This is a genomic window from Marivita sp. (assembly GCF_020055635.1).
Taxonomy (GTDB): domain Bacteria; phylum Pseudomonadota; class Alphaproteobacteria; order Rhodobacterales; family Rhodobacteraceae; genus Marivita.
The window spans coordinates 213965-226359 of record NZ_JAIPUT010000001.1; the positions used below are offsets into that span (position 1 = coordinate 213965).

General features: G+C 64.0%; 12 protein-coding genes. 1 reads left to right on the forward strand and 11 read right to left on the reverse strand.

Annotation, left to right across the window (positions count from 1 at the left end; genetic code table 11):
* Positions 1 to 31: 31 nt before the first annotated feature.
* The 11 genes from LCF60_RS00970 to LCF60_RS01020 form a co-directional block, all read right to left on the reverse strand.
* On the reverse strand, positions 32 to 1039 hold the full coding sequence (locus LCF60_RS00970) for a P1 family peptidase (protein ID WP_292289134.1): 1008 nt from the start codon (positions 1037 to 1039) through the stop codon (positions 32 to 34).
* Positions 1040 to 1124: 85 nt separating this feature from the next.
* Positions 1125 to 1865 (reverse strand): SDR family oxidoreductase, encoded by a 741-nt coding sequence (locus LCF60_RS00975; protein WP_292289135.1) that lies wholly within the window; start codon positions 1863 to 1865, stop codon positions 1125 to 1127.
* Between the two features lie 15 nt (positions 1866 to 1880).
* Positions 1881 to 3326, reverse strand: a complete 1446-nt coding sequence (locus LCF60_RS00980) for an aldehyde dehydrogenase family protein (protein ID WP_292289136.1) — start codon at positions 3324 to 3326, stop codon at positions 1881 to 1883.
* The gene (locus tag LCF60_RS00985; protein ID WP_292289137.1) at positions 3304 to 4920 is read right to left on the reverse strand and encodes a dipeptide ABC transporter ATP-binding protein; all 1617 of its coding nucleotides are present in this window, start codon (positions 4918 to 4920) and stop codon (positions 3304 to 3306) included. The genes LCF60_RS00980 and LCF60_RS00985 overlap by 23 nt, the downstream gene beginning before the upstream one ends.
* A complete protein-coding gene (locus LCF60_RS00990; RefSeq protein WP_292289138.1) occupies positions 4917 to 5732 on the reverse strand; it encodes an ABC transporter permease in 816 nt (271 codons plus the stop codon). The genes LCF60_RS00985 and LCF60_RS00990 overlap by 4 nt, the downstream gene beginning before the upstream one ends.
* On the reverse strand, positions 5729 to 6676 hold the full coding sequence (locus LCF60_RS00995) for an ABC transporter permease (RefSeq protein WP_292289139.1): 948 nt from the start codon (positions 6674 to 6676) through the stop codon (positions 5729 to 5731). Before LCF60_RS00995 ends, LCF60_RS00990 begins: the two co-directional genes overlap by 4 nt.
* Positions 6677 to 6799: 123 nt before the next feature.
* A complete protein-coding gene (locus tag LCF60_RS01000) occupies positions 6800 to 7090 on the reverse strand; it encodes a 4a-hydroxytetrahydrobiopterin dehydratase (RefSeq protein WP_292289140.1) in 291 nt (96 codons plus the stop codon).
* Positions 7087 to 8286, reverse strand: a complete 1200-nt coding sequence (locus tag LCF60_RS01005) for a GNAT family N-acetyltransferase (RefSeq protein WP_292289141.1) — start codon at positions 8284 to 8286, stop codon at positions 7087 to 7089. Before LCF60_RS01005 ends, LCF60_RS01000 begins: the two co-directional genes overlap by 4 nt.
* A 48-nt stretch (positions 8287 to 8334) precedes the next feature.
* Positions 8335 to 9090, reverse strand: a complete 756-nt coding sequence (locus LCF60_RS01010) for a glycerophosphodiester phosphodiesterase family protein (protein WP_292289142.1) — start codon at positions 9088 to 9090, stop codon at positions 8335 to 8337.
* Positions 9087 to 9548, reverse strand: coding sequence for a RidA family protein (locus LCF60_RS01015; protein ID WP_292289143.1), 462 nt, complete (start codon positions 9546 to 9548; stop codon positions 9087 to 9089). The genes LCF60_RS01010 and LCF60_RS01015 overlap by 4 nt, the downstream gene beginning before the upstream one ends.
* Positions 9549 to 9629: 81 nt before the next feature.
* Entirely contained in the window at positions 9630 to 11801 is a 2172-nt protein-coding gene (locus LCF60_RS01020) for a PBP1A family penicillin-binding protein (protein WP_292289144.1), read from the reverse strand.
* A 254-nt stretch (positions 11802 to 12055) separates the two neighbouring features.
* Here LCF60_RS01020 and LCF60_RS01025 point away from each other — a divergent pair, with 254 nt between their 5' ends.
* The gene (locus LCF60_RS01025; RefSeq protein WP_292289145.1) at positions 12056 to 12394 is read left to right on the forward strand and encodes a P-II family nitrogen regulator; all 339 of its coding nucleotides are present in this window, start codon (positions 12056 to 12058) and stop codon (positions 12392 to 12394) included.
* Position 12395 lies beyond the last annotated feature (1 nt).

Genomic DNA, 12395 nt, shown 5'->3' on the forward strand with positions numbered 1-12395 from the left:
ATCCGATGACGGATTTTGCAAAACTGCAAAGTCAGTTTTGCAACCGCGCCCGACGAAAGGTCGGCAAGGCGTCACCGTCGCTGGGCGTTGCCTCCCAGATCGCGCGGGCAATCGCGCGGGCCATGCAGACGGACGCGAAGTGACCAAGCATCGGCATCACCTCGTCTGACGGCGGGCCGCGCCGCGCCGTGCTGGAGGCGAAGATCAGGTCGCCGTCATAAGGCGTGTGCGACGGTACCAGCGCGCGGGCGAACCCGTCATGCGCGGCGGTGGCCAGACGTTTGCACGCCGCCTTGTCGAGCGTTGCATCGGTCGCCACCACGCCGATCGTGGTGTTGCCATGCCGCGCCATCGCCGCGGCTTTGCGGCTGGGAGGCAAGGGTTGAAGGCCCGCCGTCGGGTCCGGACCAAGCCCCCCGAATTCCGCGCCGATCTCGAAGGGGGCGGCCCAGAAATGTTTTCCTGACGGCGTGGTCGCGCTGCCCAGAGCGTTCACCACTACCAGGGCGCCGATCGTGGTGCCGTCGGGCAGGAGGAGGGAGGCCGAACCAAGCCCACCCTTGTGCTGCGCGTCCGTTGCGCCGGTGCCCGCGCCTGTGGTGCCGAGGGCGAAGTCGTGGCGTGTTTGCGCAAGCGCCTGACGGCCAAGCCCCGGATACGGGTTTTGTGACCATCCCTTGTCGCCATTGTTGAGCAGATCGAAAATGATCGCGGCCGGCACGATGGGAACGCGGGCGGAATGGATCCGGAACCCGCGCCCCTGTTCGGCAAGCGCCTCCATCACGCCTTGTGCTGCGGCCAGACCGAAGGCCGATCCGCCCGAGAGCACGAGGGCATCGACGCCGGGCACGGTCTTGTCCGGCTCCAGCAGATCGGTGTCCCGGGTGCCCGGCGCGCCGCCCATCACGGCGTAGCTGCTGGTCATGGGACCGTTTTCGGACAAGAGGACGGTTGTGCCGGATTTCAGGTTTGCGTCTTGGGCATTGCCGACGGCGAGGCCCGGAACATCCGTGATCAGGTTGCGGGGACCGGGTGTCACAGGGACATCTCGCTTTGGCTGGTGGCGGAGTGAGGGGCCAGCCCCTCACACTCCCCGGGATATTTTCGAACCAGAGAAGATCGGGTCATATGCAGCGGCCTCCATCCACTTCCATGCAGACGCCCGTGATCATGCTGGCCTCGTCCGAGCAGAGGAAGGCTGCGGCGTTGCCCAGGTCTTCGGGGTGCGAGAAGCGGCCCAGCGGGATGGTGGAGAGAAATTTCGCGCGGATCTCGGGCGTGTCCTCGCCCATGAAGCTTTTGAGCAGCGGCGTTTCGCCTGCCACCGGGTTGAGTGCGTTCACCCGGATGCCGTCGGGGGCGAGTTCGACCGCCATGGTGCGGGTCGCGGTGATCATCCAGCCCTTGGAGGCGTTGTACCAGTTCAGGCGCGGGCGCGGCGAAACACCTGCGGTGGAGGCGATGTTGAGGATGTTTCCTGACCTGCGGTGCTTGAAATGCGGAACAAGGCTGCGGGCGCTCAGGTAGACGGATTTGCAGTTCACGGCGAAGACGCGGTCGAAATCGTGTTCCGTCACGTCTTCCATCTGTGCGGGCAGGTGGGTGATGCCCGCGTTGTTCACCAGGATGTCGACATGGCCCATCTGGCGGATCGCCGTTTCGATCATGGCGGCCACCTGATCGCCGTTGGACACATCCGTCCTGTGGGCGATGCCGCCGATTTCATCTGCGATGCCCGTGGCTGCGTCGGTGTTCAGATCAACGACCATCACGGTCGCGCCTTCGGCGGCGAATTTGCGCGCGATGCCTGCGCCAAAGCCGGAGGCGCCCCCGGTCACGATTGCGGTTTTGCCGTTGAGCCTCATGTGTTTCCTCCCGATTTATCCGTGTTTCGCGGCGACGGTTTTCAGGGTCGAGAAGCCGTACAGCGCCTCGAACCCCTTTTCGCGGCCATGGCCGGATTTGCCAACGCCGCCGAAGGGCAGTTCGACCCCGCCGCCCGCACCGTAATTGTTGAGGAAAACCTGCCCGGTTTTCAGCGCCTTGGCCAGCCGCATCTGGCGTGCGCCATTGGCGGTCCAGACACCGGCGACAAGGCCATAGATCGTGCCGTTGGCGATGCGGATCGCCTCGTCTTCGGTATCGAAGGGGATGAGCACCTGCACCGGGCCGAAAAGCTCGTCCTGCGCCATCGGGTGATCCGGGGGCACAGGGCCGTAGAGGCGTGGTTGGACATAGGCACCGCTTGGGGGCAGGTCTTCCGGCATCGGGGTTTCGGCAATGCAGGGCAGTTCGTGGGCCGCTTGGAGCAGGCTTTCGAAGCGGGCCTTCTGTGTGACAGAGATCAGCGGACCGATATCTGGGTCGCTGCTGGCCGGACCGATGGTCTTGGCGCGGTAGGCGTCGGCCATGCGGCGGGCGACCGTTTCGTAGACGCCGCGCTGGATCAGGATGCGCGAGGCGGCGGAACAGGTCTGGCCCGCGTTCTGGAGGCCTGCATTGACGAGGAAGGGCAGCGCGTCGTCCAGATCGGCATCGTCGAACACGATCTGGGGAGATTTGCCGCCAAGCTCCAGCGTGACGGGCACGACGTTTTCTGCGGCGAGCGTCTGGATCGTCTTGCCGGTCTCGACCGAGCCGGTAAAGCTCAGGTGTTGAACGCCGGGATGGCGGGCCAGCGCGGCACCCGCTTCGGACCCCAGGCCGGGGACCACGTTCAGCGCACCATCGGGAAAGCCAGCCTCCCTGGCCAGATACGCAAACATCAGCGCGGTCAGGCACGCATCCTCGGCGGGTTTCAGAACGCAGGCATTGCCCATGGCAAGGGCTGCCCCGACAGACCGGCCGATGATCTGCATCGGATAATTCCACGGCACGATATGGCCAGTCACCCCATGTGGTTCGCGCAGCGTGTAGACGGTGTAGCCGTCGAGATAGGGGATGGTCTGCCCATGTACCTTGTCCGCCGCGCCGCCGTAGAATTCGCAGTAGCGCGCAAGGGCGATTGCATCTGCGCGGGCTTGGGTCACAGGTTTGCCGACGTCGATGGTTTCCAGCGTTGTCAGCAGGTCGGCCTGGTCCAGAACAAGCTGCCCCAGACGGGTGAGGCAATGGCCCCGTTCCAGCGCGGTCATCTTGCCCCAAGGGCCGTCCAGCGCGGTCTGGGCGGCAGTGACGGCGTCGTCCACATCCGTTTCGGTGCTGCGGGCGATGTGGCACAGCGTGTCGCCATCGGAGGGGTTGATGAGTGGCAGAGTGTCGGACGTGGCGCGCCATGTGCCGCCGATCAGGACGTGGCCGGGGTCAAAGGGCAGGGTGGGGAGCATCTTGGGCCTCCGGGAGTTCAGGTAATTTCGGCGCGGCTTCCATCAGGGCCCGCGTATAGGGATGTCGGGGGGCGTCGAAGATTGCTTCTGTGGGACGGTCTTCGACGATCTCGCCGGCGCGCATGACCATCACGCGGTCGGTGATGGAGCGCACGACGCTCAGGTCGTGGCTGATGAAGAGATAGGTCAGGCCGTAGGCGCGGCTGAGGTCAGCCATCAGGTCGAGGATCTGCGCGCGCACCCGCACGTCGAGCGCCGAGACCGCTTCGTCGAACACGATCAGCTCGGGCTTGATGATGAGTGCGCGGGCGATGGCGATGCGCTGGCGCTGGCCGCCGGAAAAGGCGTGGATGTGACGGTCGGCATCCTCGGGTTTCAGTCCGACGGCGGTGAGAGCCTCTGCGATGGCATTGCCACGGGCGCTGCCTTTGGGCGGGTCTTGCAACAGGTGGAAGGGTTCGGTGATCAGGCGCGCAACGCGGTGGCGGGGGTTGAAACTGCCATAGGGATCCTGAAACACCACCTGCATCTTGCGCCGCACGGTGAGGTTCGGGTGGCCGCCCTGCCACACCGGATCACCGTCAAGGGTGATCTGGCCTAGCTGGGTTGGCTCCAGCCCGAGGATCGCGCGGGTGAGGGTGGATTTGCCACAGCCGCTTTCGCCCACCAGCCCGACGCGTTCCCCGCGCCGGATGTCGAAGCTCACATGGTTGACGGCGCGAAACGTCGGGCGGGGGCCAAAAAGCGTTTTGCGCGGCAGGGGGTAGTCGCGGCTGACGTTCTGGACCGACAGAAGCGGCGCATCGGCCTTGGCGTCGCCCAGATCGGCCTGATGGCGGGACGCTTCGAAGAGTTGCCTTGTGTAGGGGTGGCGCATTTCGCGCAGCACGTCTGCGGTCGGGCCGGACTCCACGATCTCTCCGTGGCGCATGACGTTGAGCGTGTCGGCCATGTCGCTGACCACGGCAAGATCATGGGTGATCATCATCAGCGCCATGTTCTGTTCGCGGACAAGTCCCTTGAGAAGCTCGATGATCTGCGCCTGTGTTGTCACATCGAGCGCGGTTGTCGGTTCATCCGCGATCAGCAGGCGGGGCCGCAGGGCGATGGCCATGGCGATCACCACGCGTTGGCGTTGGCCGCCGCTGAGTTCGTGGGGATAGCGCGACAGCGCAAAGCGGTCAGGAGGCAGGCCGACGCGGTCGAGAACTTCGCGGGTGCGCTCTTCGGCGCGTTCGGGCTTCATCGCCTTATGGACAAGGATGGTTTCCATCACCTGCGCGCCGATGGTCTGAACCGGGTTCAGCGCGGTCATGGGTTCCTGAAACACCATGCCGATTTCGCGGCCGCGCAGGTCGCACAATTGTGGTTCCGGCAGGGTAAGCAGGTTGGTGCCGTCGAACCGGATTGCGCCGCTGGTCGTCGCACCCTTGGGCAACAGGCCCATCGTCGCGAAGGCGGTCATGGATTTGCCCGACCCGCTTTCGCCGGTCAGGGCCGTGATCTCGCCTTCACCGATCCTTAACGAGATCCCGTGCAGGATCGGACTGTCGTGAATGGAAAGGGACAGGTTCTCGATGCTCAGAAGGCTCATGCGCGCGCCACCTTGAGGCGGGGATCAAGCGCGTCGCGCAGCCCGTCGCCCAGCAGGTTGAGCCCCAGCACCATCGCCACGATGGTCAGGCCGGGGATCAGCGCCACATGCGGGGCCAGCGAAACCATCGTTTGCGCCTCCGCCAGCATGCGCCCCCAGCTTGGGATCGGGGGTTGTGCCCCTAGGCCGACATAGCTGAGCCCCGCTTCGGCGAGGATGCCAAGGCTGAACTGGATGGTGCCCTGCACGATCAGCAGGTTGGCGACATTGGGCAGGATATGTTCTGCGCTGATACGTGTGCGGGTCTTGCCCGCCACCTGCGCCGCCATGATGAATTCGCGTTTCCAGAGGCTGAGCGCGGCACCGCGCGTGATGCGAGCAAAGACCGGGATGTTGAAGATGCCGATGGCGATGATCGCGTTGGTGGCCGAGGGACCGAACACGGCGGTGATCAGGATCGCGATGACCAGTGACGGGAAGGCAAAGATCAGGTCGTTCATGCGCATGATCACCTCGTCCAGCATCCCTCCGCGTCGCGCGGCAGCGGCAAGGCCCAAAGGCACGCCGAGGCCCATGCCGATGCCCACCGCGACCAGCGCCACGGCGATGGATGTCCGCGCGCCGACCATGAGCATCGACAGGATGTCGCGTCCGAAATGGTCGGTGCCCAGCAGATTGCCCGCGCCGGGCGGTTTCAGGCGGTTTGCGATGTTCATCGCCTCCACGCTGTCGGGCGTCCAGACAAAGGACAGAAGCGCCGCAATGACAAAGACGCTGGTGAGCAGCCCGCCAAGGACAAGGTTGCGGCTCATGTGCGCGTCCTGAGCCGGGGATCAACGGCGGCATAGGCCAGATCGACAAGGAAATTCACCATGATCACCGCGAAGACCAAGAGCATCACAACGGATTCCACCACGATCAGGTCGCGCTGGGTGATGGCCTGAAAGATCAACCGCCCGAGACCGGGCAGAAAGAACACCTGTTCGATGATGATGGCCCCCGCCAGCAGGAAGGCGAATTGCAGCCCGATGATCGTCAGCACCGGGATCAGCGCATTGCGCAGCCCGTGTCGCCAGAGCGCCTGCCGCGCCGTAAGCCCCTTGGCGCGGGCGGTGCGCATGAAATCCTCGCCCAGAATGTCGAGCAGGGAGGACCGCATCACACGGGTCAGGATCGCGGCTTGCGGCAGGGCCAGCGCGATGGCGGGCAGGGTCAGCGCCTTTATTCCTCCCCAAAAGCTGTCGTCCCAGCCCGGAAAGCCACCGGCGCTGAACCAGCGCAGGTTGATGGCAAAGATCAGCACCAGCATCATGGCGAACCAGAAGTTCGGAACCGCGACGCCAAGCTGTGTCGCCCCCGTGACCGTCAGATCACCCGGACCTCCGCGTCGTGCGGCGGCGAAGATGCCTGCCGGAAAAGCGATGAACGTCGACAGCGTCAGCGCATAAAGCGCCAACGGCAGTGACACCCACATTCGGTCCGCGATCATCTGCGCCACCGGTGTCCGGTACGTGTAGGACATTCCGAAATCGCCGGTCAGCATGCCGCCGACCCAGCTGAGATAGCGTTCGACTTTGGACTGATCGAGCCCCAGCTCAGCACGCAGGGCTGCGACCGTATCGGGCTGCGCGTTGAGGCCCAGCATGAAGCTTGCCGGATCGCCGGGGGCCACTTCGATAACGACAAAAATGACCACCGAGGCCACGATCAGGCTGATGGCAAGAGAGACCAGTCGTTTGACGATATAGCCCAGCATTGCGCGCAGGTTAGGCCAAGCATCGGGCCAAGGGAACGCAGAAAAACCGGTTCTGCCGTGGGACTGTTGCCCAAGGACAAACCGCGTGACCCACAGCGCCGCCCGTTGGATGGGCCGGTGCGGTTACAGGCTGTCCATCTTTCGGGCAAGCTTGGCATCCAGCGGCGACAGCCCATCGACGTCATGGGTCGTGAGGGTCACCTCGACCCGGTTGTAGGTGTTTTGCCACTCAGGATGGTGGTTCCATTTTTCGGCCCAGAGCGCGGCCCGGGTCATCCAGCCGAAGGCCTCCGTGAAGTCCTTGAACTTGAATGTCTTTGAAATGGCGTCTCGGTCGTCAAGAAGGGTCCACCCGGCCTCAAGAAGCGGGTCCAGCTCGGCCTTGCGCTCGGTGTCGGAAAGTTTCTCGGTCATTCGTGGTCCTCCATCTGGTTTTTGCGGAACGGTCCATAGCCGGTCAGGATCTCGATATCTTCACCCACCGCCTGCGCCTCGGCTTCGAGGTAGCGCGCGACGGCGTCGGAAAACCCCGGGTCCCCCATCCAGTGCAACGAATGGGTATATACCGGCAAATAGCCCCGCGAAAGCTTGTGTTCACCCTGCGCGCCCGCCTCGACGCGGGCCTGTCGATGCGCAATCGCGTAATCCATCGCTTGGTAGTAACACAGTTCGAAATGCAGGCAGGGGTGGTCCTCGACACAGCCCCAGTACCGTCCGTATAGCGTGTCGCGCCCGATCACGTTGAGCGCCCCCGCCACCCACTGACCGTCGCGTTCCGCCAAGACGAGCAGGATGTCGTCGCGCAGCCGCTCCTGGGCGATGTCGAAGAATTTCCGCGTAAGATAGGGAGTGCCCCATTTGCGCGCGCCGGTATCCTGATAGAAATCCCAGAATGCCTCGAGATGTTCGGGTTGGATCTGGTCCCCGGTCAGTTGATGGATCGTGCCGCCGAAATCCTGCGCGCGGCCGCGTTCCTTGCGGATGGATTTGCGCTTTCGCGAACTCAGGTCCGCCAGGAAACCATCGAAATCGTCGTATTCGCGGTTGACCCAATGGTATTGCTGCGTGCGGCGGCGCAAGAGGCCGATCTGTTCACCGGCAATCGCCTCGGCCTCGGTACAGAAGGTGATGTGGAGCGACGACAGCTCGTTATCCGCGGCCACTTGGATCGCGCCTTGCACCAGTGCGCTGATGCCTTCGGCCTCGAATCCCGGTCGGGTCAGAAAGCGGCGGCCGGTGGCGGGGGTGAACGGTACCGCGATCTGAAGCTTGGGGTAATAGCGCCCACCCGCGCGCTCCCAGGCATGCGCCCAGTTGTGATCGAAGATGTATTCGCCCTGGCTGTGGCTTTTTGCGTAAAGCGGCGCACAGGCGATGATCTGCCCGTCCATTTCGGCGGTCAGGTAGCGCGGGTCCCAGCCGGTGCCGGTGCCGACGGACCGGCTGTCCTCGAACGCCTTGAGGAAACGATGCGTGGTGAACGGGTCGAAGGCGCGCCCGCCATCAGCGATTTCGGGGCAGGCACAGGCGTCCCAGTCCTCCGCCGCGATCTGCGCGATGGAGGAATGCATGGTGATGGCGATCGTGGGCGCTTCGGCTGTGTCCGACATGACCTGTCCTTGGATATGCCTAGGTACTTGGTCCGCATCGCGTGGCGTTCAAGCGGCGTAGCCCTCAAAGGTGATATTGTCCGCAATCTTGCGGGCCTGGCTTTCCTGGCTGGCGCTGCGCACAGTCCAGCATAGGATCGGCACGCCGCGCGCCTTGATCTGTTCCACGCGTGGGGCATCAAGGTTGGTGACGTCATGGCTGATGAAAGCAGCGCCGACGCGGTCGAAATCCGGGATGCCCGCCAGCCGGGCGCGCGTATCGACCGGCACCTGCGGCTCGTCGACAGTGCGCCAGGCCGAGGTGATCAAGCCACGTGGCCGCTCGGGCGCCAGTTCGGCAAGCCGGGCCACCATATGCGGATTGAACGACATCAACGCGACCGGTCCGGAATAGGACGACAGGGCCCCGAGTGTAGCTGCCTCAAGCGCGCCATCGGTCTCGCCCATCTCGCCATGCTGGTCTTTCAGCTCGATCAGAAGCGGGACCGCGCCGTTCACCTGTTCCAGAACCTGACCCAGCGTCGGGATCGTATCTCGACCGCCGGTCAGCGTCATGTCCTGCAACTCTGCCGCGTCACGGTCGCGCACGGCCCCGGTTTCGGAAGTCAGCCGGTCAAGCCGTGCATCGTGAAAGACCATCGCCACGCCATCTCGGGACAGTTGAAGGTCCATCTCGATCCCGTATCCGGCCGCGAGTGCGGCGGCAAAGGCGGACGGGCTGTTTTCGATCCGTCCATCGGCCTTGTCGTGATAGCCGCGATGCGCGATTGGCCGGTCCAGAAAAACCTGTGGCAGCGCGGTCATGACAGTTCGAAGATGCCTTCGATTTCCACCGCGACGCCGAAAGGCAAAGATGCCGCCGACACCGCAGAACGCGCGTGGCGCCCCTTGTCGCCCAGCACCGCGACCATCAGGTCCGAGGCACCGTTGACCACCTTGGGCTGGTCGCCGAAATCGGCGGTGGAGTTCACGAAGCCGACAAGCTTGACCACGCGCACCCGGCTCAGGTCACCTCCGGCCGCCTTGCGCGCCTGCGACAGCAGCGCCAGGGCACAATGCTTGGCGGCCTCGGCGCCGGCTTCGGCATCCAGATCGTCGCCGAGCTTGCCCTTGATCAGGCCATCCGGGCCGTTCGGAAGCTGGCCAGACACGTAGACCTGGTTGCCGGTCTGCACGAAGGGCACATAATTGGCCGCCGGGGCCGGAGCGTCCGGCAGTGTCAGTCCAAGTTCTTCAAGCCGTGCGTCGATGGCGTTTGTCATGGTGTCTCCCTCGTGTTTGGCGGCGACGCTATTGCTCGTGTCGGGAAATGGAAAGGGGGTTTCTTGCCGGGATGCGCGGGATCAGTTGCCGCCCAGAATATCCCTCAGAAGCTGGTTCAGCGCGTTTTCCAGCGCGTTGCCGCCGCCTTGGTTGCGCTGCGGCGCCTGTTGCTGCTGTTGCGGTTGGGGCTCGGCCACCCGGCGGGGCGCCGTGGGTTCGTTCATCGGAAGCGGTCTGGCCGGCAGGCCTTCGTGCACGCGAAGCATCGCCTCGTGCCAGATCTCGGCTGGCAGGCCGCTGCCCGTGACGCCGGCCAGCGGCGTGTTGTCGTCATATCCCATCCAGACGCCGGCCACGTAATCGGCCGTGAAACCGATGAACCAGGCGTCCCGCGCCTCTTGCGAGGTGCCGGTCTTGCCGGCCGCGGGCCGGTCAGGCAGCTTGGCTCGGCCACCGGTGCCCTGGGTCACCACTTTTTCCATCATCCAGATCAGCTGCCGCGCGGCCTCTTCGTTGATCACCCGCTCACCGATCCCGCCGCTTGTGCCCATCGTCGGCTCGGGTTCGCCGACCAGGCGCAGTTCCCGAAGCCCGTAGGGTGTGACCGAGGAGCCGCCGTTGAGGATGCCCGCATAGGCCCCGGTCATCTCGAGCAGCGACGCCTCGGAGGCACCGAGTGCCAGCGCCGGGGTATCGGTCAAAGTGCTTTCGATGCCGAAATCCTCGGACACCTTGCGCACCAGGTCGCGCCCGACGGATTCCGAGATCTTGACCGCCGGGATGTTCAGGCTTTTGGCCAACGCATCGACCAGGGTCACCTGGCCGTAATGCTGGTTTGAATAGTTTGACGGACACCACCGGCCCGAACCGGGAATGTTCATGCAGAAGGGTTCGTCCTGAACCGTGTCATAGGGGCTGTAACCCAGTTCCAGCGCGGTGGCGTAGACAAAGGGCTTGAAGGCCGATCCGGTCTGTCGGCTGGCCTGTGTGGCGCGGTTGAACACGCCGGACACATTTGTCTGGCGACCGCCCACCATGCCGCGCACCGCGCCATCGGCGGACATCACCACGATCGCCGCCTGTGCCTTGGAGCCCTCCCGGACCTTGGTGGCGAAGACCGTCTTGATCGCGTCCTCGGCCGCCTTCTGAATCCGTTGGTCCAGCGTGGTCGAGATGATCACGTCCTCGGTCGTGTCGCGGGTGAAGAAATCGGGTCCGGACTGCATCACCCAGTCGGCGAAATACCCGCCCGTCTGGGTCTTGGCCTTGTCCGACAGGTTCGCCGGATTGGCCTGCGCCGCGCGGGTCTGTTCGTCCGTCAGGTAGCCCTGTTCGTTCATCAGGCGCAGCACGGTGGCCGCCCGCGCCTGCGACCGTTCGATGTTGGAGGTCGGAGCCAGCGTCGACGGGGCGGTGAGCAACCCCGCGATCATCGCGCCTTCCTGCGGTGTCAGGGCCGATGCCGGTTTCGAGAAATACCGCTCTGCCGCGGCTGCCGCGCCATACGCGCCACCACCCATATAGGCGCGGTTCAGGTAGATCGAAAGAATCTCGTCCTTGGTATACTTGATCTCCATCGCCAGCGCGTAGATCGCTTCCTTGGCCTTGCGCGCCAGGGACCCGCGCCGACAATCCGAGATGTATTCCGCCTCGGTCTTCCACTCGTCGGGGTCATAGGTCACGCCCAGGCAAAGAAGCTTCGCGGTCTGCTGCGTGATCGTCGATCCGCCGTGGCCCGAAAGCGGCCCGCGGCCTTCGGACAGGTTGATGCGCACTGCCGAGGCGATCCCGCGCGGGGACAGGCCGAAATGATTGTAGAACCGCCGGTCTTCGGTCGCGACCACCGCGTTCTTGAGATGCGGCGACACCGTGTCCGCCGTCACGACGCCGCCGAACTGGTCGCCGCGCCAGGCGAAGGCAACGTCGTTGCGGTCCAGAAGCTGAACCGACCCCCGTGCACGTCCGTCGAGCGCTGCCGACACCTCGGGCAGCCGGCTGTACTCGACCGCGACAAGCCCGGCGACGATCAGGGCGACGATGATCCCCACCCGCAGGAACAGGCGCAGGAAAAAGCGCATGATCCCTCGGATGATCCCGGTGAAGAACCCGATGATCCCGCCGCGCCGGGCTTTCGCTCTGGCTGGCTTGCGCTTTTTGGGCGCAGCTTTGCGCGGCTTCGCGGCCCTGGATGCTGTCTTGGGATAGCGCCGGTCTGCGACCAGACGGCTTTTCCCGCGTCGTGAATCAGTCATGCTTCCGACCGCCTGTGATACTGCTCGTTCAAACCAATTTAATCGGTTTCTCCGTCGATGTGGACCGCAGACAAAGTGACAACATGGTTTTTTAACTGACTAATTTATGTGCATCAGCGTCAGATTGTGCAAAATTTGTGCAACTTGTCGTTCTGGCGGCTGGCCTGCCCCCCGTCTCACCTTTCCTTCCGACAGCCCGTGCCTCTTTTCTGCGCTTGCAAACAAAGATCGACCTGCAAGGGAAAGGGACCAAGGTGAAGTTCATCATAGCGACAATCAAGCCGTTCAAGCTTGAAGAAGTCCGAGAGGCGCTCACAGACATTGGCGTCCGCGGCATGATGGTAACCGAGATCAAGGGGTTCGGCTCTCAGTCGGGCCACACCGAGATTTACCGTGGCGCGGAATACGCGGTGAACTTCGTGCCGAAAATCAAACTCGAAATCGTGGTCTCCGCCGACATGGCCGATCAGGTGATCGAAACCATCACCAAGACAGCCCGCACCGGCAAGATCGGTGACGGCAAGATCTTCGTGCTCGATGCGCAGCAGGCCATTCGCGTGCGCACAGGCGAAACCAATGGGGATGCGCTCTGAA